Annotated in this window: 23 protein-coding genes; 14 read left to right on the forward strand and 9 right to left on the reverse strand. The window is 66.7% G+C overall.

What is annotated here, in order from left to right; all coding sequences use genetic code 11:
* Positions 1–152 precede the first annotated feature (152 nt).
* On the forward strand, positions 153–563 hold the full coding sequence (locus tag C1877_RS09485) for an RrF2 family transcriptional regulator (RefSeq protein WP_015538954.1): 411 nt from the start codon (positions 153–155) through the stop codon (positions 561–563).
* A gap of 123 nt (positions 564–686) precedes the next feature.
* Here C1877_RS09485 and C1877_RS09490 read toward each other — a convergent pair whose 3' ends face one another.
* The 4 genes from C1877_RS09490 to C1877_RS09505 all read right to left on the reverse strand — a co-directional run bounded on the left by C1877_RS09490 (position 687) and on the right by C1877_RS09505 (position 3517).
* Complete coding sequence (locus C1877_RS09490; RefSeq protein ID WP_015538953.1) at positions 687–1400, reverse strand: ABC-2 transporter permease; 714 nt, start codon at positions 1398–1400, stop codon at positions 687–689.
* Positions 1401–1495: 95 nt separating this feature from the next.
* Positions 1496–2197, reverse strand: a complete 702-nt coding sequence (locus C1877_RS09495) for an ABC-2 transporter permease (protein ID WP_096227192.1) — start codon at positions 2195–2197, stop codon at positions 1496–1498.
* Entirely contained in the window at positions 2194–3081 is an 888-nt protein-coding gene (locus tag C1877_RS09500) for an ABC transporter ATP-binding protein (RefSeq protein ID WP_015538951.1), read from the reverse strand. Before C1877_RS09500 ends, C1877_RS09495 begins: the two co-directional genes overlap by 4 nt.
* A gap of 64 nt (positions 3082–3145) precedes the next feature.
* On the reverse strand, positions 3146–3517 hold the full coding sequence (locus C1877_RS09505) for a GntR family transcriptional regulator (protein ID WP_041238960.1): 372 nt from the start codon (positions 3515–3517) through the stop codon (positions 3146–3148).
* A gap of 411 nt (positions 3518–3928) precedes the next feature.
* Here C1877_RS09505 and C1877_RS09510 point away from each other — a divergent pair, with 411 nt between their 5' ends.
* On the forward strand, positions 3929–4294 hold the full coding sequence (locus tag C1877_RS09510) for an arsenate reductase family protein (RefSeq protein WP_114569032.1): 366 nt from the start codon (positions 3929–3931) through the stop codon (positions 4292–4294).
* A gap of 318 nt (positions 4295–4612) precedes the next feature.
* On the opposite strand, the gene dtd is transcribed toward C1877_RS09510, so the two are convergent.
* Positions 4613–5059 carry a D-aminoacyl-tRNA deacylase gene (dtd, locus tag C1877_RS09515; RefSeq protein WP_041238956.1) on the reverse strand — a complete coding sequence of 149 codons (447 nt, stop codon included), beginning with the start codon at positions 5057–5059 and terminating at the stop codon, positions 4613–4615.
* A gap of 267 nt (positions 5060–5326) precedes the next feature.
* On the opposite strand from dtd, the gene bilS reads away from it, so the two are divergent.
* From bilS to C1877_RS09565, 10 genes are all read left to right on the forward strand, one after another.
* Positions 5327–5848 (forward strand): flavodoxin family protein BilS, encoded by a 522-nt coding sequence (bilS, locus tag C1877_RS09520; protein WP_015538947.1) that lies wholly within the window; start codon positions 5327–5329, stop codon positions 5846–5848.
* 69 nt (positions 5849–5917) lie between these two features.
* The gene (locus tag C1877_RS09525) at positions 5918–6178 is read left to right on the forward strand and encodes a TfoX/Sxy family protein (RefSeq protein ID WP_015538946.1); all 261 of its coding nucleotides are present in this window, start codon (positions 5918–5920) and stop codon (positions 6176–6178) included.
* 146 nt (positions 6179–6324) lie between these two features.
* Complete coding sequence (gene nrfD, locus C1877_RS09530) at positions 6325–7251, forward strand: NrfD/PsrC family molybdoenzyme membrane anchor subunit (RefSeq protein WP_157780544.1); 927 nt, start codon at positions 6325–6327, stop codon at positions 7249–7251.
* 15 nt (positions 7252–7266) lie between these two features.
* Positions 7267–7671, forward strand: coding sequence for a GntR family transcriptional regulator (locus tag C1877_RS09535; RefSeq protein WP_114569033.1), 405 nt, complete (start codon positions 7267–7269; stop codon positions 7669–7671).
* On the forward strand, positions 7658–8644 hold the full coding sequence (locus tag C1877_RS09540; RefSeq protein ID WP_227155513.1) for an SPFH domain-containing protein: 987 nt from the start codon (positions 7658–7660) through the stop codon (positions 8642–8644). Before C1877_RS09535 ends, C1877_RS09540 begins: the two co-directional genes overlap by 14 nt.
* Before the next feature lie 256 nt (positions 8645–8900).
* On the forward strand, positions 8901–9674 hold the full coding sequence (locus C1877_RS09545; protein ID WP_114569034.1) for a DmsC/YnfH family molybdoenzyme membrane anchor subunit: 774 nt from the start codon (positions 8901–8903) through the stop codon (positions 9672–9674).
* A 21-nt stretch (positions 9675–9695) separates the two neighbouring features.
* Positions 9696–12323, forward strand: a complete 2628-nt coding sequence (locus tag C1877_RS09550; protein WP_227155511.1) for a molybdopterin-dependent oxidoreductase — start codon at positions 9696–9698, stop codon at positions 12321–12323.
* Between the two features lie 16 nt (positions 12324–12339).
* A complete protein-coding gene (locus C1877_RS09555; RefSeq protein WP_041238948.1) occupies positions 12340–12918 on the forward strand; it encodes a 4Fe-4S dicluster domain-containing protein in 579 nt (192 codons plus the stop codon).
* Between the two features lie 111 nt (positions 12919–13029).
* Complete coding sequence (locus C1877_RS09560) at positions 13030–13803, forward strand: TorD/DmsD family molecular chaperone (RefSeq protein WP_181813827.1); 774 nt, start codon at positions 13030–13032, stop codon at positions 13801–13803.
* A 60-nt stretch (positions 13804–13863) separates the two neighbouring features.
* Positions 13864–15174, forward strand: coding sequence for a radical SAM protein (locus tag C1877_RS09565; protein WP_114569036.1), 1311 nt, complete (start codon positions 13864–13866; stop codon positions 15172–15174).
* On the opposite strand, the gene C1877_RS09570 is transcribed toward C1877_RS09565, so the two are convergent.
* Both C1877_RS09570 and hdcA read right to left on the reverse strand, forming a co-directional pair.
* Complete coding sequence (locus tag C1877_RS09570) at positions 15164–16669, reverse strand: basic amino acid/polyamine antiporter (RefSeq protein ID WP_015538941.1); 1506 nt, start codon at positions 16667–16669, stop codon at positions 15164–15166. The two genes, C1877_RS09565 and C1877_RS09570, sit on opposite strands and share 11 nt — an antisense overlap.
* Positions 16670–16780: 111 nt before the next feature.
* Positions 16781–17737: a histidine decarboxylase, pyruvoyl type gene (hdcA, locus tag C1877_RS09575; protein WP_015538940.1), complete on the reverse strand. Its 957-nt coding sequence runs from the start codon at positions 17735–17737 to the stop codon at positions 16781–16783.
* 310 nt (positions 17738–18047) lie between these two features.
* On the opposite strand from hdcA, the gene C1877_RS09580 reads away from it, so the two are divergent.
* Together C1877_RS09580 and C1877_RS09585 are read left to right on the forward strand one after the other, a co-directional pair.
* Positions 18048–18605, forward strand: a complete 558-nt coding sequence (locus C1877_RS09580) for a TetR/AcrR family transcriptional regulator (protein WP_041238942.1) — start codon at positions 18048–18050, stop codon at positions 18603–18605.
* A gap of 95 nt (positions 18606–18700) precedes the next feature.
* Positions 18701–19558, forward strand: a complete 858-nt coding sequence (locus C1877_RS09585; RefSeq protein WP_227155801.1) for a 4Fe-4S binding protein — start codon at positions 18701–18703, stop codon at positions 19556–19558.
* 37 nt (positions 19559–19595) lie between these two features.
* Here the strand turns inward: C1877_RS09585 and C1877_RS09590 are convergent, their stop codons facing one another.
* Positions 19596–19916 (reverse strand): type II toxin-antitoxin system RelE/ParE family toxin, encoded by a 321-nt coding sequence (locus C1877_RS09590; RefSeq protein WP_015538939.1) that lies wholly within the window; start codon positions 19914–19916, stop codon positions 19596–19598.
* A 2-nt stretch (positions 19917–19918) separates the two neighbouring features.
* Positions 19919–20236, reverse strand: coding sequence for a type II toxin-antitoxin system Phd/YefM family antitoxin (locus C1877_RS09595; protein ID WP_015538938.1), 318 nt, complete (start codon positions 20234–20236; stop codon positions 19919–19921).
* Between the last annotated feature and the right edge of the window lie 112 nt (positions 20237–20348).

A 20348-nucleotide genomic window follows, 5' to 3' on the forward strand; every position in this document is an offset into this window, starting at 1 on the left:
TTAACGCAACCTTACCGACCGCTTGCCCGGGCCTTACATTCCTGAAAGGAAGATCGGCGCGGATATGCTACCGATGCGCTATACTTACGGCGGTTGAACGGCTGCCCGCAGGTGGAGACGGGTGCGACGAAGCGGTGAGGACGGTGGCGGACATGATGATTTCGACGAAGGGGCGCTACGCCCTGCGGCTCATGATCGACATTGCCAGCCGCGAGCAGGACGGCTCACCCGTGACCATGCGCCAGGCGGCCGCGCGCGAGGACTTGTCCGTGAAGTACCTCGAGCAGCTGGGCGGTGCCTTGGTGAAGGCCGGCATCCTGAAGAGCATCCGAGGCGTGAGCGGCGGCTACCTGCTTGCCAAGCCCGCCGAGGACATCACCGCCGGCGATGTCTTGCGCGCCACCGAGGGCGGCTGCGCCCCCGTGGCCTGCCTCGAGGACGGCGCCGAAGCCTGCCCGCGCCGCAGCGAGTGCGTGGCCGTGAATTTCTGGCGAGGCCTGGACCGCACCATCGAGGGCTACGTGGACGGCGTCACCCTGGCCGACCTCGTGAAGATGGGCTAGCGCGGCCCCGGGCGCCCGCTTGACGCGCAATCCGACGGAGGCGGCGGCCGAGTCGCGCAGACCGCCTTGCCCTGCATGGGCGCCCCTTCCCCGGTGCGGGGCCCTGGGAACCGGTGGCTTCGGCTAGAAATCGCGCCGGCGGTAGGCGGCAAGGCATGCGGCGCAGGATGCAACGTAGAGCGCGAGCGCGCTCGCCGCCAAGGCGCCCGCCACCGCGAGGAACGTCTCGGACGACGTGGCGAGCGAGACGAGCCCGCCGAGGAACGCGGGTGCCGCCTCCGGCCTGGCCCAGACGTTGACGATCGGGCCGATGGCAAGCACGGAAACCATCATGACCAGCGCCATCGCGTAGCGCGGGCCGTTTCCCATGCCGAAGCTGAAGAACGTGGGCAGCATGATTCCCCCGACCACGAATGCGAGCGCAAGCGACGCGGCAGCGGACCAGGCGAGCCCGATCGCGTCGAAGCCGCCCGGGCGGAGCACGAGCGCCGCATAGGCCGGCACCCCCTGCACGGCCAGCGTGGCAGCCAGGTAGACCGCCACGCCCATCAGCGTGCCCGCCGCGGCGACGGCCGCGAGGAACGCGTAGCGGCCGAGCACGACGCCCGTGCGGGTGAGCGGCATGGTCAGGCGGAACCGGCTCCAATCGCGCCGGTCGTCGTAGAGCGCGAGCGCCTGCGCGACCGAGACTACGGAAATCATGCCGAAATACGGGATGATGCCCGGATGGCTGCCCATCATGAGGGCGGCCGCGCCTCCCATGCCCAAAAGCAGCAGCAGGTAGCGCCGCAGCAGCTTCTTCACGGTGATGAAATCCATCAGGAACATCGCTTTCATGGGCTGGGCTTCCTTTCCCTTGGTCGGTGCGCTCCGGCGCCCGGCAGAAGCGCCGCCTGCTTGCCGGGGCGGTGCAGGCGGCGCGGGGGTGCTGCTTAGAACTCCCGCCTCTCGTACAGCTTCACGGAAAGCATGCACGAGAGCACGGTGAGCACGGCCATGACGGCCAGCACCGCGGCGACCAAGGCGACGGTGCCCGTCGGCGTGCTCGCCCAAGCGGCCAGGTCGAGGACGAATGCGGGCGGCGGGCCGGCTTTCTGCACGAGCACCGTCCCGATGGGCAGCAGGATGATGAACGCCAGCGGAAGGTAGCGCACGGCCTTCGTCATGCCGAAGCGCGCGACGAGCGGCAGGGCGACGAGCCAGAGGGCGAGCGAGAACGCGATGGAGGCTGCAACCATGCCCAGCACTATCTGCCAGTCCATGCCCTCGAAGAGGCCGGCGAACAGCTCGGTTTGCGGAAGAGCGAGCGACAATCCGTACACGATGGCGGTGACCGCCACGCCCAGCACGAGCCCGACCAGCGTCATGACGACGAACGTGGCGTAGCGGCCCTGCACGACGTTCGCACGCGAGAGGGGCAGCGTGAGGCGGAAGCGCTCCCAGTCGTTGCGCTCGTCGAAGGCCACCAGCGTGAAGCCCACCGAGTAGGCCAGCATGAGCGCCATGATGGGCATGATGCACAGGGCGGAGCCGGTGGATACCGTGAGGACCAGGGCCACCACCACGCCCAGCAGCAGCTGCGACCGTGCGAGCTTCTTGGCCGTCAACAGGTCGAACATGAGCATGGTCTTCATCGGGCCTCTCCTTTCAGCATGAGCGACATGTACGTTTCGATGTCGGCCCGCTCCAATACGATGTGGGGGAACCTCGCTGCGAACGCCTGGCGGTCGGGAACGAGGACGGTGGTGCCGTAGGTGCTGCGCTCGTAGCGCATCCCGCCGCGGGGGAAGAAGCCGCTGTCCACGATGGCGTCGAACTCGGCCGCGCGGCACTGCGCCACGCCGGCCACATCGGTGATGACGTCCTTCTCCACCGAGAACACGATGCGGCCCGCATCGATGCACACGATGTAGTCCGCGATCTTCTCCAGGTCGCTGGTGATGTGGCTGGACATGAGGATGCCGCGGCCCTCGTGGCCCATGTACAGGCGCAGCGTGTCGAGCGCCTCCTCGCGGGCCATAGGGTCGAGGCCGGCCGTGGCCTCGTCGAGCACGAGCAGGTCGGGGTTGTGGGCCAGCGCGCACGCCAGCGACAGCTTCATGCCCATGCCGCGCGACAGTTCCTTCACCGTCTTGTCCTGGGGCAGCTGGAACGCGTGGGCGAACGTGCGGAACGCGCCGGGGTTCCAGTCCTTGTAGCTTTGGGCCATGAGCTTGCTCACCGTGTCCACCGTGAGCTCCTCGGGGAACGAGCACGTGTCGAACACCACGCCGATGCGTTGCTTGAGTTGGGCGAGGCGCTTCTCGGGCGCGCCGGTGACCTCCTCGCCGAAGAGCGAGATGGAGCCGCCGTCGGGGCGGATGAGCCCGAGTATCGCCTTGATGGTGGTGGTCTTGCCGGCGCCGTTGGAGCCGATGAAGCCCACGACGCTGCCGGCCAGCACGCTTAGGGAGATGCCTTCCAGATCGAAGTCGTCGTAGCGCTTTTCCAGATTCTGTATGCGCAAAAGGTCGCTCATCAGTCGTCACTTTCTTCCGTGGTCGAACGGTTTGGGGATGGTGCCCGGCGGGCGCCTTCCCCGGTCAGTCCTCCATGAGGAGGTCGAGCATGTCGTGGAGCTCGCCCGGCGCGACGCCCGCGCTGCGGGCCTCCTCCACCGCGCGCGCCATCAGGTCCTCGATGTGCTTCAAGCGCTCCTCGCGCAGAAGCTCCATGTTGCCGCCGGCGACGAAGCTGCCCTTGCCCTGCACCGTCTCGATGAACCCTTGGGCCTCGAGGTCGGCGTAGGCGCGCTTGGTGGTGATGACGCTGATGCGCAGGTCGTTCGCCAACGCGCGCATCGAGGGAAGCTGGGCGCCCTCCGCGAGCGTGCCGTTCAGGATGAGGTTCTTCATCTGGGCGGTGATCTGCTCGTAGATGGGCTTGTCGCTTGCGTTCGAGATGATGATGTCCAACGGTGCTCCTCGTCTTGTCCCTTGAGGGGGCGCCCGGCGTCCCAAGCGCTCCCGGCGGCGGAGCCGCGACGTCTCGCCGCTTCGCCTGACGGCCGGGAAACACGTTCTTCCCCGCCGCCCCGAGGGTTCCCCGCCTTGCACCCCGCCTCGCGACAGTGTGCAAGGTGTATATACCCTCTATGCACACTATAAACACCATGCATGCACACTGTCAAGGGATGGCAGGGAGATTTCACGGGTATTGAAAGTACGGCTGCATTACGTTATAACGAGGTGTCGGAGCGGCCTTGTCTGCTTGCGCATGCCGCCCCTGTCCCTAGATGAGTCCTCCAGCTGTTTGGAAAAGGACAGCGGACTCGTTTACGGCATTGCCTATCTTGTGGAAATCCGGTAAGGGAAAGAGGTTCTTATATGGCTAGCGTGCTGTTCTTGGAGTACCCGAAGTGCTCCACCTGCAAGAAGGCGAAGGCATGGCTCGACGCGCACGGCGTGGCGTATGCCGACCGGCACATCGTGGAGGACAACCCGACGGCCGACGAGCTGGCGGCGTGGCATGCGGCCAGCGGGTTGCCGCTGCGGCGCTTCTTCAACACGAGCGGCATGGTGTACCGCGAGCGCAACGTGAAGGCGCTCCTCGATGCGGGCATGGGCGACGAGGAGGCGTACGCGCTGCTTGCGGAGGACGGCATGCTGGTGAAGCGGCCGCTCGTGGTGGGCGAGGACTTCGTGCTCGTGGGCTTCAAGGAAGCGGAATGGGAGCAGGCGCTGCTGGGCTAGCAGGCAGTCTGGCGGCGCCGGCGCTTGCGGCGCCGGGCCGGATATATCATGGGACGGCAAGGCGCGCGCCGGAAAGCTACCTTTTTGGCAGATTTCGAAGGTTATTCGTCATCGACGGCCGCCCGGCTAGCCCCTGTGTCGCGTTCCGACGGCGACAGGCTGCGTTTCCCCAGTTCAAATGAGGTTCGTCTGCGATGTGTTCCCGGAGCCTGTCCAAGCTACGACGAATAACTTCGATTTCTGCCACGAACGATGGCTTTCCTCGCCCAACGAGTTTTCTTGCTCGCGGCTCGGCGATGCACGACGGGCTTGTGCGCATCAGAGCTCGTCGGTGTCGAGCCAGAGCGTGAAGGGTCCGTCGTTCACCAGGGACACGTCCATGTACGCGCCGAAGCGGCCCGTTTCCACGCGGGCCACGTCGCGTCGGGCGCGCTCGGCGAACCACTCGTAGAGGCGGTTCGCCTCGCCGGGTGCGCCCGCTGCGGTGAACGAGGGGCGGTTGCCCTTCCTGCAGCTGGCGTACAGCGTGAACTGCGACACCACCAGCACCTCGCCCCCGACGTCGGCCAGCGACAGGTTCGTCTTGCCGTCGTCGTCCTCGAAGATGCGCAGGCGCGCGATCTTTCTCCAGAGGCGCTCGGCCTGCTCCTCGCCGTCGCCGTGGCCCACGCCCAGCAGGATGAGCAGGCCGTGCCCGATGCTGCCAACCGTCTCGCCGTCGATGTCCACCTGCGCGCTGCTCACACGCTGAATGACTGCCCGCATGGATGCTCCCTTTCCTAAGCCTGCTTCTTTGCCGCGGCGCAGGGGCGCGCTTGGCGCGTTGCCGCGAGGTGCGCTGCCATCGCAGGATCCGGCGCCGCTGCGCCTGCTTCGCCCTGCCGCCGCTTTCGCTCGGTGCCTGCGATGCTGTTGTTTTGCCGTTCGGTTCAGTATAGCGGGGTTTACATGGATGCCGGGCGGGCGTATAACGATCTGCATCCGAACAGCGGCGGCCCTTGCGCCGCCGCCCCGAAGTAAGGAGCGAAGCCCATGACGTACGCGATCGTCTACGACAGCAGGACCGGCAACACCGAGGAGCTCGCGCGCGCCGTGGCCGAGGCACTGCCCGCCCAAGGGCGCCTGGCGTTCGGGCGCGTGGGCGAGGTGGACGCCGCCTCCGTGGCGCAGGCCGACCGCGTGTACGCGGGCTTCTGGACGAACCGGGGCGACTGCACCGACGAGATGGGGGAGCTGCTGGCCGGCTTGGCGGGCAAGGAGGTGTTCCTGTTCGGCACGTGCGGGTTCGGTGCCGACGAGACGTACTTCGCCGGCGTGGCGGCCCGCGCGGCCGCGCATCTGCCAGAGTCGGCGCAGCTCATAGGCACGTTCATGTGCCAGGGCCGCATGCCTTCGAGTGTGCGCCGCCGCTACGAGCGCACGGCCGAGGCGAATCCCGTGCAAGCCGCCCGCATGGCGCAGCTCATCGCGAACTTCGACGAGGCGGCCGCGCACCCGAACGACGCCGATCTTGCGCGCCTGCGCGCCAGGGTGCAGGCTGCGCCTTCGGCCTAAGGCTCGGGGGCCGCCGGCCCTCGAGCGCGTGCGAACCGCTGCTTCCGCAGCGAGAAACGGAGGACTCCCATGGCGAATCTCACCGATCTGCCGAACATCGGCCCCCATGCAGCCGAGCAGCTTGCCCAGGTGGGCATCGCGACGCCCGATGACCTGATGGCCGCAGGGGCCGAGCAGGCGTGGCTCAAAGTGCAGGCCATCGACCCCGGCGTGTGCCTGCACATGCTCTACGGCTTGGAGGGCGCGGTGCAGGGCATCCCGAAGAAGGAGCTCGACCCCGCCCGCAAGCAGGAGCTCAAGGCGTTCATGGACGCGAACAGGCCGGCGTAGGGGACGCGGCGCGGGAAGGAGCGCGGCAGGCGCGGCGGGGCGCCGGTGGAAACGTCGTGCTGATTGTCGCACGACAAAATGGTATGCTGTGCAGGAACGCGTCCCGGCGGGCGCGGCGGACGGCGGAGACGGCGAGAGGGGGAGCGGTGGTCTTCGGCGAGCTCATCGTGTGGTACCTGTTCCTCGGCGGCACCGCTGCCGGGAGCTTCGCGGTGCTCTCCGCCATCGACCTGTACACGGCCTTCTCGCATGCGAACGACCCGCACCTCGCCCGCACGCCCCGCGGGTACCGCGGCCGTCGCGCGCGCTCGATGACGCAGCGGCGCATCGCGAGGACGGGCTACGCCGCCGCCTTCGTCCTGCTGGTGGCGGGCATGCTGTGCCTGCTGGCGGATCTCGGCCGGCCGGAGGCGTTCTACCTGCTGTTCCTCTATCCCACCGGCAGCTTCGTGTCCGTGGGGACGTTCGCCCTCACGCTGTTCGGGGCCTGCCTCGTCGTGGCGCTCGCTGAATCCGTGCTCACGCTGGGCCCTGCGTGGGAGAGGGCCGCGCTCGTCGCGAAAGCGCTCGGGGCGGTGCTGGCCGTCGTCGTGATGGTGTACACGGGGCTGCTCCTGAAGAGCGTCGTTGCCGTGGACCTGTGGCAGTCGGCGTGGCTGCCCGTGCTGTTCCTGTTCTCGGCGCTCTCGTGCGGCTGCGGCGTCGTGCTCTTGAGCACCTGCTTCTGCGTAGCCTCCCCGGGCGTGCTCGCGTGGATCCGCGGGCTGGCCATCGCGGACGCCGTGTTCATCGTGCTCGAGGCGCTCTCGGCGGCAGCATGCGCGGTGACGGTGAACGCCGCGAGCGCCGGCCGGCCGTTCGACGCGCTGCTTGCGGGGGAGCAGTCCTGCGTGTTTTGGCTCGGCTTCGTAGGATGCGGTATACTGGCGCCTCTGGCTATCGAAGCATCTGCGTTGGCCGCCCGACGCAGCCATCGGAGCAGCGTCGTCGCCGTGTTGGCGGTGCTCGTCCTGGTCGGTGGCCTGAGCCTGCGGTTCGTGCTCGTGAACGCCGGCGTCCAAACCGCAGTGTGAGAAACGACGGGACCGATGGCAACGAAGGACATACCCCCCTTTACCTTGAGCGACCAGAGCGACCTGCCGTTGTGGGTGCAGCTGCGCGACCGTATGGCGTACCTCATAAACTCGGGGTTCTACCAGCCGGGCGAGAAGCTGCCCACCGTGCGCAAATACGCCGCCAACCTGCATATAGCCTACAACACGGTGAGCAAGGCCTACATGGGCCTGGAGCGCGACGGCTACGTGACCACGGTTCGCGGCAGCGGCGTGTTCGTGAGCGACCCGGGCGCGTTCCCCCGGGAGGGCGGCCAGGCGGACCTGCTGGTCGAGGAGTTCGTGAAAAGCTGCCTTGAAGAGGGGATGGCCTACGACGACATTCCCAAGCTCGTGTCGAAGCACATACGGAAGATGAAGAGGGAGCATGAAGAGAAGTAGCAAAGAGCGCATCGCGCGGGACGAGCGGGACTCCTATCGCCGTTCGGAGATGGAGTTCGGCGTCGCCGCCGACGCCTATCGTTCCGATCCCAGCAGGAAGGCCACGCGCAACGGGGCCGTGATGGTGACGGTGGTGCTCGCGCTGGCCGCCTTCCTCGCGGTGCTGGCGCTGTGGTACGCGGTTGCGGGCGGCTTGAGCCTTGTCGGCATCGCCGTCGCGCTCATCGTGGGACTCGGGGTGCTGTCCTCGGTCCACGTGTGCCTCGAATGGGAGCGTGCGGTGATCATGCGCCTGGGCCGGTTCAACCGCCTGGCGGGCCCCGGCATCTTCTTCAGCATCCCGCTCATCGAGTTCAGCACGCTGCGCGTCGACCAGCGCACGACGGCCACCCCCTTCGGGGCGGAGGAGGCGCTGACCAGCGACCTGGTGCCGCTCGACGTGGATGCCGTGCTGTTCTGGATGATATGGGACCCCGAGAAGGCCTGCATGGAGGTGGAGGACTGCCGCTTCGCCGTGGCGCTGACCGCCCAGACGGCGCTGCGCGACGCCATCGGTCGCGCGTCGGTGTCCAACGTGGTGATGCGGCGCCACCAGCTTGACCAGGAGCTGCAGGAGGCGGTGGAGGCGAAGGTCACCGATTGGGGCATCGCGGTGCTCTCGGTGGAGATCCGCGACATCATCATCCCGAAGGAGCTGCAGGGGGTCATGTCCCTCGAGGCCCAGGCCGAATGCCGCAAGAACGCGCGCATCACGCTCATGGAGGCCGAGCGCGACGTGTCCGCCATCTTGCAGGAGGTCGCGGAAACCTACTCCCACGACGAGATAGCGCTCTCGCTGCGCAAGATCCACCTGGTGTACGAGGGCATGCAGGACAACGAGGGAACCGTCGTGGTGCCGAGCGCCTACAGCGAGGGCTTCACGCTCGACCCGAACAAGGACGCCCCGAAGGCTAACGGAAACCCCGCGACTTAGTTATACCTAAAATAGTATAAAGACAGCAAAAATTGTCGTGCGACACTCTTGATTGTCGCACGACAATTTTCCATAATAGGCGACAGAGGGATCGGCCGATTTCCTGCAAACACGCATCCGAGCGATCGCTGCGCCCACGCCCCCTTCCCAGGAGGCGGTGCGCCCGAGAGGCTTGGGCGAGGCGTGCGCCATCGCGGCGCGCGCCGCTAAGCGGACGCCTGCAGAGGGCAGGCGTATGGGAAGAGGAGGCTTGAGTATGGGGCTTGAATCTTTGTATCTGTTCACTATGCTGGGGGGTATGGCCGCCGGCGCGTACGCGTTCGACGCCGGTCTGCGCCGCACGCGCGAGGGCAGCCGTCCCTGGCTGGTTCCCCTGGTCGTCGTGGCGCTGTTCGCCGTGGGCATGATTGCGGCAACCACGCACGTGCACAGCATCCCGCGTGCGGTCGAATCGGTGTTCGGCGGCACGGTCAACTTCGGGTCCGGCATGATCCAGGAGGTCGCCGTTGCCGGATGCTTCTTCGTGCTGGCGATCATCGACCTGGTGGTCACGCTGGTTCGGAAGGGCAGCCCCTACGCGCTGCGCGTGGTGGGCGCCGTGGTGGGCGTGATTTGCCTGGTCATGATGGGCGTTGCCTATATCGATGTCTACGGGAACCCTGTCTGGTGCAACGCGCCGGCGACCATCCTCGCGTTCGTCGCGGGCGACCTGGCCATGGGCCTGGCGCTGTTCGCCCTGCTGGCCTCGGCAGACTACGCGGGCAAGCCGCTGCGCTTGGCGGCCTACATCGTGAACGCCGTGCTGGCCGTGGGCCTCGTGCTGGAGGCCGTCGCGTTCTCGGGCGAGGGCTTCAGCCCGATCACCCAGATCGCGGGACTCGTTATCGCACCGGTCGTCTCCGTCGTGCTCGTGGCGCTGTCGTCGAAGATCAACAACAAGAAGGCGCTTGCGATTGCCATCTGCGTCGCCTCGATCGTCGGCGTCGCCATCGCGCGCTACGCGTTTTACGCAACCTGCACGGTGGCGTAGGGAAGCAAAGGGGGATTCATCGTGAGCATTCAATCCAAGAACATTTCTCGTCGCGGCTTTCTGGGGGCCTCGGCGGCGGTGGCGGCGAGCGCTGCCCTGCTGTCGGCCACGGGCTGCTCCGCGGAGGCGAGCCTCGACGCCGCCGACAAGCACGAGCTGCCCGTCGACCCGGCTGAAGGCGGCGAGTGGGTGGCGGCCGCGTGCTGGCACAACTGCGGCGGGCGCTGCATGAACAAGGTCATGGTCAAGGACGGCGCCGTCGTGCGCCAGAAGACCGACGACACGCACGAGGACTCGCCGGACTACCCGCAGCAGCGCGGCTGCGTGCGCGGCAAGGCCCAGCAACAGCAGTGCTTCGGGGCGGATCGCCTGAAATACCCCATGAAGCGCAAGAGCTGGTCGCCAGAGAACCCGAACGGCGAGCTGCGCGGCAAAGACGAATGGGAGCGCATCAGCTGGGACGAGGCCATCGACTATATCGCCGACCAGTTCAAGACCATCAAGGAGAAGTACGGCAACCAGGCCTTCCTCATCGGCAGCTACGGCTCGCGCTATGCGTTCTCTCCGCTTCTGGCTTATGGCGGGCACACCTCCGTGGCGGACTCCACGTCCCACGGCGCCTACCTGCTGAACACGGCCGACACCATCGGTATCCCGAAAACCGATGCGGGCGTGTGCAACGACCGCACCGACATGTTGAATGCGGAGACCATCGTTTTCTACGCGTCCAACCCTGCCTGGTCGGCCGCCGGCACGCCGAGCTACCACTACATCCGCGCCAAGGAGGCGGGCGTCAAGTTCATCACGGTCGACCCCATCTACACGGCGTCGGCCCAGATTCTCGACGCATACTGGATACCCGTCCGCACCGGTACGGACACGGCGTTCATGCTGGGCGTGGCCTCCGAGATGCTGCGCCTGGACAAAGAGGAGGGCAACGTCGTCGACTGGGACTTCCTGGACAAGTGCACGGTGGGCTTCGATGCCGACCACAAGCCGGCCGACCTCAAGGAGGACGTGAACTTCCTCGACTACCTGAACGGCGTCTACGACGGCGAACCCAAGACGGCCGAGTGGGCCTCGAAGATCTGCGGCGTGCCGGTGGAGAAGATCACCTACTTCGCGCGCGAGATCGGCAAGGAGCATGACGTGTGGATGCTCCACAACTTCGCCGCCGCCCGCTGCAACGGGTCCGAGAACGTGCCCCAGCTGTTCATGACGCTGTCTGCCATGGGTGGCCACTACGGCAAGCCGGGCAACTGCTCCGCCAACAACTACCATGCCAACGCCGGCAATGGCGGCCCGGCACTGGTGAAGGCCGGCTCTTCCGGCCTGCCGAGCCTCAAGAACCCCATCGAGGGCGTCATCCCCGGCCCGCAGGTGTGGGAGGCGTGCTTCACGGGCAAGTACCGCAACGTGGGCGACTGGTACAGCGGCAAGGGCGCCCAGGCAGGCGTCGACGAGACGTGCGACATCCACTGCATCATCCACGACGAGAACGCCTACCTGCAGACCGGCCCCAACATGAAGCGCGGCATCGAGGCGCATCGCAAGATGGACTTCGTGCTGTCGAAGGCCCAGTTCCTCACCACCCAGGCGCTCTACTCCGACATCGTGCTGCCCGTGACGACGCAGTGGGAGGTTCCCGGCGGCCTCGCTTCCTCGAACCGCGAGTTCCTTTTCTGTTTCTCCCAGGTCACGGAGCCGCTGTACGAGGCCAAGACCGATGCCCAGATCAACACGCTCATCATGGAGGCGCTGGGGCTCGACCCGTCAACCGTCTACCCCATCAGCGAGAAGCAGGCGTTCTTCAACCAGATCGCCGGTGCCACGGTGATAAAGGAGGACGGCTCGGGCAAGTACGAGCCTCTCGTCACCATCACCGATGCCGACCTGAAGGAGTGGGGCGTTTCCGGCAAGCCGCAGACGGGCCGCGTGGGCCTCAAGGAGTTCATCGACAACGGCGGCTACCAGGTGGAGCGCAAGCTGGGCGATGCCTACAGCTCGTTCATCGGCTATGCCGACTACATCAAAGACCCCGCCGCCAACCCGCTGAAGACCAAGAGCGGCAAGCTGGAGATCACCTGCCAGGCCAAGGCGGACCTGTTCAACAGCATCGGTCTCATCGACCAGGAGTACCAGCCGTATCCCGAGTACCTCGTGCCCACCGTGGGCTACGAGACCACGTTCAAGGATGGCAAGATCGACGGCGAGGCAGGCGAGTACCCGTACCTCATGTTCAACCCGCACTACTTCAGACGCTCCCACAGCGTGTTCAACAACTGCCCATGGTTGCGTGAGGCGTGGGCGAACCCGGTGTTCCTGAACGCGAGCGACGCGGAGGCGAAGGGCATCGCGGACGGCGACACCGTGCGCGTATGGACGAAGTACGGCGAGGTGCTGCGCAAGGCCTGCTGCATGGAGAACATGCGGCCCGGCGAGGTGGGCATTCCCCACGGCGCCTGGGTACGCGTTGACGAGGAGACGGGCATCGACCACGGCGGTGCGGACAACTACCTCATTGGCAACGATATTTCCGGCGGCGGTTTGACCAGTTACAACAACAATAACTGCAACTTCGAGAAGTACGAGGGCACACCGCTGGAAGACGACTGCGACACTGACAAGCGCATCATCGAGCTTGGCTAGGGAAGGAGGAGCAACCATGGCTGTTGGATTTTACCTTGATATGACGCGCTGCATCGGCTGCCGCGCGTGCCAGGTGGCCTGCAAGGACAAGAACCGGCTCGAGGTGGGCACGCTGTACCGCGAAGTGCACAGCTACACGGTGGGGACGTTCCCCGAGGTGGACGGCTACAGCTACTCGTTCGGCTGCAACCATTGCGAGGAGCCTATCTGCTTGAAGAACTGCCCGACGGGGGCCATCTACCGGGCGCCCGACGGGACGGTCGTGCAGGACCAGAGCAAGTGCATCGGGTGCCGCATGTGCGTCATGTCGTGCCCGTACGGCCAGCCGAAGTACTTCCCAGACGAGGGCGTGTCCGGCAAGTGCGACGGCTGCTACGGCCTGCGCGAGGCCGGCGGCGAGCCGGCGTGCGTGGCGGGATGCCCCAACCGCGCGCTCAAGTTCGGCGAGATGGACGAGCTGCGCGCCGAGTTCGGCCCCGACCTGAACGAGGGCAGCATCGCCGTGCTGCCGTCCCCGGACGAGACGCACCCGAACATCCTCATCAAGGCGAAGGACTGTGCCCAAGATGCAGGATACCGGGAGCTTACCTGGTAACCTACCCCCTTTCTTGCCGCGTCGCAGATCCCTCCCTGCGGCGCGGCAACCATGTTTGCCGGAGCACCCGCCAACCTGCCCGCGGGCTGCCACGAGAGACGGGAGACCGCTATGCCGAACGAGGAGCGCGAGAGCGCGATAGCGATGGGGCTGGCCCGTCGCACGTACCTGTACCGCCTGTTCCATGTGGTGTTCGGAAGCCGCCCGACCGGCGAGGGCGTCGCGAAGGTGCTCGGCGGCGAGACGCCGGCCCTGCTCGGCTCTGTGGGCGAGGCGCTGGCCCGGGACGGCTTCGCCGATCTGGCGGGCCGGACGCTCGGCCCGTCCGGGCGCAGCCTTGCCGCCTGCGCCGAAGACGCCCGTGCCTGGGCCGAGCGGGCGCAGGGCGAAACGGCCGACCCGGAGCGCGCCGAGGCTCTCGCCGCGCGCCTGCGCGCCTCCTACGACCGGCTGTTCCAGGTGCCCGGCGAGCATTACGTGCATCCCTGGGAATCGCCGTACACGGGCAAGGAGTCCGTGGTGTTCCAAGAGAGCACGCTCGACGTCCGGTCGTTCTACCATGCGGCAGGCTTCAAGCTGCGAGCGGAGAAGCGATTCCCCGACGACCACATCGCTGCTATGATGGACTACCTGGGCGCTTTGAGCCAGCGTGCGTACGAGGCGTTCGCCGACGGCCGCGACGACGAGGCGGCCCGGACGCTCGCGACGCAGCGGCAGTTCGTCGACCGGCACCTGCTGAACTGGGTCGACCAATTCGCAGCCAAGGTCATCGAGCACGATGCGCAGGGGTGCTATGGTGTACTCGCGGGCGGCATGGCGGCGTTCGCCGCGCTCGACCGCGTGCTGTCCGAGCAGGTCGAGGCAGAGCTGGCCGAGCCGGAGTAGGCGGGGCCGATCGAGTCGGCCGCCCGCGCAGCAGGGCCGACGTTTCTACAGGAGGGTACCGTGGATCTTCAGGGCTACAGGCAGGCGTTCGACGAGGCGGAGCGCGACTTCGAGGCTGCGGTGGAGGAGTACGGCCTGGCGTTCGAGCGCGAGGAGGCCTCCCCGCGCGAGGCGCGCGTGCGCACGGCGGCATCGTGCGGGTGCCGCTGCGAGAACGGCGCCTCGTCGTTGTGGCGCAACTGGATATCGCCTGCGTGCCTGGCCTGCCGCACCGGCGACGAGACGGCCACGTTCTTCGTCGATTTGCGGTGCGTCAAGAAGTGCTACTTCTGCTTCAACCCGAACCAGGACCACTACGAGCACTTCCTCTCCCATGAGCGCGACATCGTGGCGGAGCTCGAGCAGGCGCATGCCATGGGCGCGCGGTTCCGCTGCCTGGCCATCACGGGCGGCGAGCCGCTGCTGCACCCCGAGCAGGTGAACGCCTTTCTCCGGCATGCCGGCCAACTTTACCCGGACGCCCACACGCGCCTGTACACGTGCGGCGACCTGCTTGACGAGCGCAGCCTGCAGGAGCTTGCCGAAAGCGGCCTGGACGAGATCCGCTTCAGCATCAAGCCGCCCGACGCGGGCGACGGCCAGGACCGCGTGTACGAGCTCATGGAGCAGGCGGTGGGCACGATCCCGGCCGTGGTGGTGGAGGTGCCCGTGATACCGGGCTCGCTCGGGCAGATGAAGGACCTGCTGGTGCGGTCGGATGCCCTCGGCATCAGCGGGGTTAACCTGCTGGAGTTCTGCTTTCCGCTGCACAACGCCGCAGAGTTCGCGAAACGCGGCTTCCAGCTGCGCAAGCATCCCTTCAAGTACCTCTACAACTACTGGTACGGCGGCGGGGTGCCGGTGGCCGGCAGCGAGGCCGAGGCCTTGGAGCTGCTGGCGTTCGCCGAGCGCGAGGGCCTGCGGCTGGGAATCCACTACTGCAGCTCGGACAACAAGAACACCGGCCAGATATACCAGCAGAACAAGGCGTTCTTCGCGGACCCGGCGCTGCGGGATGCCCACCCGTGGATGCGCGCGGACGAGGGCGACCGGTTCCTGAAGTGTGCGAAGGCCTTCGGGGAGGATGCGCGCCGGGCGAGGGAATGGGCCGAGGGCGCCGGCGTGGCCTGCGGCTACGACCCGGACGTGCCGAGCCTCGCGCTTGCGGACGACGACGCCGCGGCGCTGGAGGAGGCCTGCCCGTCCATCGTCCTGGCCGAGAGCGTGAACGTGGTGGAGGAGCGCGAGCCGGACGGCGCGCCCGGGCCGGGACGCGCCGGCGCGCGCCCCGAACTCTACCTGCGGGAGGTGGCCGTCGAGCCTAGAGCTTGACGTGCCCGAACGTGACGATGGAATAGATGAGCCCGGCAATGCCCAGCGCCACCACCACGGCCACGATGACCTTGTCGGAGGTCTTGGCGAACAGCTTCGCCTTGGGGTCGTGCTGGCGCACGCCCACGATGTAGAGCGGCAGGCCGACGGCGTACACGATGCACGCCACCATGAGGTAGTTCAGCCCGGCGGCGTAGATGAGCCACAGGCCGTAGAGCGAGCCGGCCGCGCCGGTGAACACCGCCATGTTCCGGCTGGCGAAGATGCCCTTAGGGTACTCTTTCTTGATGGCGATCTTGAACAGGAAGAGCGTGCAGAACAGATAGCACGGCAGCGCCATGACGCTGGTGATGCTGATCATGGTGGTCCAGGCGTTGCTGCCGATGAAGAACGAGACAACGAGCACGATCTGCACGATGATGGTGGTCCACAAAAGCGCGGTGGAGGGCGAGCCCTTCTTGTTCTCCTTCACGAACGCCTTGGGGAAGATGCCGCTCTTCGAGGCGGCCAACGGCATCTCGCCCAGCATGAGCATCCACACGAGCCAGGAGCTCAGCACCGATACGATGACGCCGGCGTTCACCAGGATCTCGCCCCATTTCCCGAACTTGTCCAGCATGATGGCGGCCATGGACGGGTCGGCCATGGCGCCGACGTCGGCCTGCGAGTACACGCCGAGCGGCAGCAGCGACACGATGATGTAGAGCGCGAGCGTGACCAGAAAGCCGATGGTCGTGGCCTTGCGCACGGCGGCCTGCGACTTCGCCTTGCCGGACACCACGACGGCGCCCTCGATCCCCAGGAAGAGCCACAGCGTGACGAGCATGGTGGCCTGCACCTGCGGCATGACGTTGTCCCAGCTGAACGTCAGGTCGACGGCGCCCTTCATGCCCCAGAAGCCCTCCATGAACACCGAGAACTTGAACACGGTGGCCACGGCGATGATGAAGATGGCCACGGGCAGCAGCTTGCCGATGGTGCCGATGATGTTCAGGAAGCTCGTGGACTTCGCCCCCTGCAGGGCCAGCAGGTACATGATCCACGTGATGATGGAGCCGCCGATGATGGACGGGATGTTGTTGCCGCCCGAGAAGTCGGGCACGAAGTAGTTGAGCGTGGCCATGACCAGCACCGAGTACGCCACGAGGGCGAAACAGTTGCAGATCCAGTAGCCGTAGGCCACGAAGAAGCCGATGAGCTTGCCGAAGCCCTTCTCGGCGTACGTGTACAGGCCGTTCGTGAGCTCCGGGCGCGCGGCCGAGAGGATGCGGAACGTGTTCGCGATGAACCAGATGCCGATGCCCGTGACCACCCAGGCGATGATGATGGCTCCAGCGGAGGCGTCCGCGGCCATGTTCTGGGGGAGGTTGTAGATGCCTCCGCCGATCATGGCGCTGATGACGATGCCGACGAGGCCGATCAGCCCTACCTTCTTAGAGCTGTCGGATGCCTTGGCGGCGCTTCCGCTGGAACCGGTCGAGGTATTGTCTGCCATGATTCCAGTCCTTGTCATGAGAGGCGCGCCCGCTGGGAGGCGGGCGCGCGGCGATCTTCGTTGCGGCGGGGGCAACGGGCGCCCGCCGTCATGCGATAGGGGAGCTCCGCGCTACTTCGCGAGGTTCGTGAGCGACTCGAAGTCCATTTCCTTCAGCCAGTCGGAGAGGTTCAGGTCGTTCAGCGAGGTGAAGCCCGTGGTGGGCACGGCGTTGCGGGCAAGCGTGACGTAGGGGCCCACGGTGATGGCGTTGCCGATCTCGCCCGGCTTCATCATGCGGTGCGCGAAGCCCACGTACGTGCGGTCGAACAGCACGTTGGAGTCGCGGCCGCACTCCACCACGGACCAGACGATCTCCTTGCGGTGCTGCTCGAGGAAGGCCATCATGTCGTCCTCGTTGTCGTTCTCGGTCCATACACCGGCGTCCTCGATGAACAGGTCGGCCGAGAAGTCGCGGTCGGCGGACAGCGAGATGGCGATGAACGACCAGATGCCGTAGGCCTCGCCGGCCTTGAGCGGGCGGTCCTCCTTCGGTCGGTAGGCGGTGACGCCCTTGTTGGCGCAGATGGTGTGCGCGCCGGGGATGGGGTGGTAGCGGCGGTTGTTCTCGGTGCCGAACAGCTCGATGCCGGCATCCAGCAGAGGCGCGGCGTCGAACACCTTGAGCTCGGAGCCGTCGAACTGCTTCTCGGTGAACAGCGGCTGGCTCTTGCCCGACGTGATGTCGTCGTGGCGAGCCAGGTCGTAGCCCCATACCTGTCCGGCCATGCCGCAGAACGAGGAGGCCGTGAGCATGTTGATCTGGCCGATGTAGGCGTCGGCCGTCTCCGCCTTGTCGTAGGTGACGATGGTGTCGATGAGCGCGTCGTTGGTCTTCTCCACCGTGCCGGCCGACACCTTCAGCACGGACACGTAGCCGTTGCCGTAGGCGCCCGGCATGCCGTAGCCGTCGCAGTAATCGTCATAAGGGCTGATGGCCGTCTTGTCGATGTGCGGCGCGCGCATGCTCGCGTGGTAGTTCGCCTCGCGGGCGATGGTGCGGTTGCGGCGTTCCTCGATGTTCTTCATGAACGGTTCTCCTTTCGCAGGTGTTCGATTCAGCGCCGATTGTAGGGCCCGAGCCGCGCGTTTGATTTCGCATAACGGTTCCGAAAGGGAGCCGTGCCTTTCCCGATGGCGGCCCGTTGGGGAGGTGAAACGGAGGCGTTTCCAAAAGCGTCCCGCCCATCCATTGGCGTCCCGTCCTGCCCACCCATGGGCACCCCCCCCCTTTTTTTTCCTTTTTTGGCATCCCGCCCCGCCTCTTCCCTTGACCGATGGGCGCGAGCTTGTTATATTACGAATGTAATATAACAAGTGTTATGTGAAGGAGGCGGCCATGCCGGAGCAGCGGGTGACCAGGGAGGCAGTGCTCGACGCGGCGCTTGCCGTCGTGCGCGAGCAGGGCGAGGCGGCGCTGAGCGCGCGGTCGGTGGCGCAGCGGGCGGGATGCTCGGTGCAGCCGATCTACAGCCTGTTCGGCGACATGGGGGAGCTGGTGCGGCAGCTGTACGGCCACGCCCGCGCCTGGGTCGCGGCGTACAACCGCGAGCACGAGCACGACGGGTGCAACGCCTTCGAGTCCAACGGCCTCGCGCACCTGCGGCTCGCGCGCGAGGAGCGGCCGCTGTTCCACTTCCTGTACCTGTCGCCCCATATGGAGGCGACGGGCTTCAAGGAGGTGTACGAGAGCGTCGCCGTCGACGGCGTGCAGGCGTGCATCGAGGAGCTGGGGAACCTGTCGCCCGAGGCGGCGCGCGAGCTGTACCTCGACATGATCGTCTACGTGCACGGCATGGCCGCGATGCTGGCCACGGGCGCGCAGCTCTCCGACGAGGAGCTGCGCGAGCGCATGGACCGCGCGTTCCGAGGCTTCGTCGCGCTGGTGCGCGCATGAGCGCCCGGGATGGCGGCGGGCCGAATATCCGCGAGCAGACGATCCGTGCAGATGTTTCACGTGAAACATCTGCGGATACGGAACGAATGTTTTATATGAAGCATACGGACGGGGATACGGGGGAGCCCGGCCGGGAGCCCGGCCGCGTCGCGCTGTCTGGCAGTGCGGGGGAGGCCGGTCGTGCAGCGGCGTCCGCGGCGCGCGAGCGGCGCGAGCGGGGCCAGAGGCGGCAGCGGGCGCGGCGGTTGCTGCTGCTTGCGACGTTCCTGCTGTTCCCCATCATCATCTTCTACTTCTCGCCGGTGCTCATCATCGAAGGGGCGCTCTCGGGCGTCGTGGCGGCCAGCATGCTCGTGTTCGGCCTGCAGTTCCTGACGGCCATCGTGCTGCGCCGCGCGTGGTGCGGGTGGCTGTGCGCGGCGGGCGGGCTGCAGGAGCTTGCCGCCACCGCGGTGGGCAAGCCGTCGAGGCCGGCGTGGCTCAAGCGCGTGAAGTACGTCATCTGGGTGCCGTGGGTGCTCTCCATCGCCGCGTGCGCCTGGGTGGCGGGCGGCTTCACGGTGGTGGACCCGCTGTACGGCATCCCGGGCGGCGTATCGATGAACAACCCGTTGGGCCTGCCCATCTACTTCGGCATCGTGGCGCTGTTCTTCGTCCCGAACCTGTTCCTCGGCCGGCGCGCCATGTGCCACGGAATCTGCTGGATGGCGCCGTTCATGGTGCTGGGCGAGAAGCTGGGCGCGGCTTTGCGCCTGCCGCAGCTGCACGTGGGCGCCGAGGCCGACCGCTGCATCGGCTGCGGGAAGTGCGACCGCGCCTGCCCGATGAGCCTGCCGGTGGAGCGCCTCCTGCGCGCGGGGGCGATCGAGGACGCCGAGTGCATCCAGTGCGCCGCCTGCGCCGACGCCTGCCCGAAGGACGTGCTGAAGTTGCGGATGAGCCGCGTGCGGTGAACGGGCGGCCAGCACTGTGTTCCGCGATGCGGCGCAGCTAGCCCGGCAGATCGACAAGGGCGTAGGTGTCGATGCTCTGTCGCTGGTGCAGAACGCGGTACACGGTGAGCGTCGTGTCGTCGAAACGGTAGTACACGGTGTAGGGGTTCGCGTGCACGGTGCGGCACTCCTTGGCGTCCAGGCCCTCCATGCGGAAGCGGCCGCCGGCGTCGGGCAGGGCGCGCGCACGCTCGACGGCCGCGTCGATGCACTGGACGGCTGCGAGCGCGGCAGGCGGATTGCCGCATTCGACCCCCAGGTAGATGGCGATGGACTCGCGGTCGAGATGGGCGCGGGGCCTCCAGGCGAGGTCGAGCATGGCTAGCTCGCGCTCGGCTGGTAGTCGAGCCCCCAGAGGGCGAATATCTCGCGCATCTTCGCGTCTGACTCCGCGGCGGGCACGGCCTCGGGACGGTAGCGCTCCTCGATCTCGGCCTCGCGCAGGGCCAGGTAGACGCGGTTGCGGCGCTCGGCCGTCTCGTAGGCGCCGCTGTCCATGAGCACGTAGGACGCCGTGCCGTTCTTCGTGAGCACGACCGGCTCCTGGGTGGCGGTCGCCTGCGTGCACACGTCGTTGAGCTGCGTGCGCAGGTCGGTGATGGGCCTGATGATGGGAAGCGGCGCGGCAAGGGCTGGCATAATGCTCCTTTCGTCATGCTTAATTCAGTACATAATATCATCTATAATAAAGTATTTGAAGAGACGGAAACAATCGGCGGTTATTCTCGCTTGACCCTCACGCAACGTGAGG

The sequence above is a fragment of the Gordonibacter pamelaeae genome, from assembly GCF_003340385.1.
GTDB lineage: Bacteria > Actinomycetota > Coriobacteriia > Coriobacteriales > Eggerthellaceae > Gordonibacter > Gordonibacter pamelaeae.

What these genes read in the sequence shown, in the direction of transcription:
- C1877_RS09490 (WP_015538953.1), bottom strand. Translation starts at nt 1,400, where the DNA reads ATGAAAGCGATGTTCCTGATGGATTTCATCACCGTGAAGAAGCTGCTG.
- C1877_RS09540 (WP_227155513.1), top strand. Translation starts at nt 7,658, where the DNA reads ATGAAGAGAAGTAGCAAAGAGCGCATCGCGCGGGACGAGCGGGACTCC.
- hdcA (WP_015538940.1), bottom strand. Translation starts at nt 17,737, where the DNA reads ATGAAGAACATCGAGGAACGCCGCAACCGCACCATCGCCCGCGAGGCG.
- C1877_RS09495 (WP_096227192.1), bottom strand. Translation starts at nt 2,197, where the DNA reads ATGAAGACCATGCTCATGTTCGACCTGTTGACGGCCAAGAAGCTCGCA.
- C1877_RS09535 (WP_114569033.1), top strand. Translation starts at nt 7,267, where the DNA reads ATGGCAACGAAGGACATACCCCCCTTTACCTTGAGCGACCAGAGCGAC.
- C1877_RS09555 (WP_041238948.1), top strand. Translation starts at nt 12,340, where the DNA reads ATGGCTGTTGGATTTTACCTTGATATGACGCGCTGCATCGGCTGCCGC.
- C1877_RS09510 (WP_114569032.1), top strand. Translation starts at nt 3,929, where the DNA reads ATGGCTAGCGTGCTGTTCTTGGAGTACCCGAAGTGCTCCACCTGCAAG.
- C1877_RS09595 (WP_015538938.1), bottom strand. Translation starts at nt 20,236, where the DNA reads ATGCCAGCCCTTGCCGCGCCGCTTCCCATCATCAGGCCCATCACCGAC.
- C1877_RS09580 (WP_041238942.1), top strand. Translation starts at nt 18,048, where the DNA reads ATGCCGGAGCAGCGGGTGACCAGGGAGGCAGTGCTCGACGCGGCGCTT.
- C1877_RS09570 (WP_015538941.1), bottom strand. Translation starts at nt 16,669, where the DNA reads ATGGCAGACAATACCTCGACCGGTTCCAGCGGAAGCGCCGCCAAGGCA.
- C1877_RS09590 (WP_015538939.1), bottom strand. Translation starts at nt 19,916, where the DNA reads ATGCTCGACCTCGCCTGGAGGCCCCGCGCCCATCTCGACCGCGAGTCC.
- C1877_RS09545 (WP_114569034.1), top strand. Translation starts at nt 8,901, where the DNA reads ATGGGGCTTGAATCTTTGTATCTGTTCACTATGCTGGGGGGTATGGCC.
- C1877_RS09485 (WP_015538954.1), top strand. Translation starts at nt 153, where the DNA reads ATGATGATTTCGACGAAGGGGCGCTACGCCCTGCGGCTCATGATCGAC.
- C1877_RS09525 (WP_015538946.1), top strand. Translation starts at nt 5,918, where the DNA reads ATGGCGAATCTCACCGATCTGCCGAACATCGGCCCCCATGCAGCCGAG.
- bilS (WP_015538947.1), top strand. Translation starts at nt 5,327, where the DNA reads ATGACGTACGCGATCGTCTACGACAGCAGGACCGGCAACACCGAGGAG.
- dtd (WP_041238956.1), bottom strand. Translation starts at nt 5,059, where the DNA reads ATGCGGGCAGTCATTCAGCGTGTGAGCAGCGCGCAGGTGGACATCGAC.
- C1877_RS09500 (WP_015538951.1), bottom strand. Translation starts at nt 3,081, where the DNA reads ATGAGCGACCTTTTGCGCATACAGAATCTGGAAAAGCGCTACGACGAC.
- C1877_RS09560 (WP_181813827.1), top strand. Translation starts at nt 13,030, where the DNA reads ATGCCGAACGAGGAGCGCGAGAGCGCGATAGCGATGGGGCTGGCCCGT.
- C1877_RS09585 (WP_227155801.1), top strand. Translation starts at nt 18,701, where the DNA reads ATGAAGCATACGGACGGGGATACGGGGGAGCCCGGCCGGGAGCCCGGC.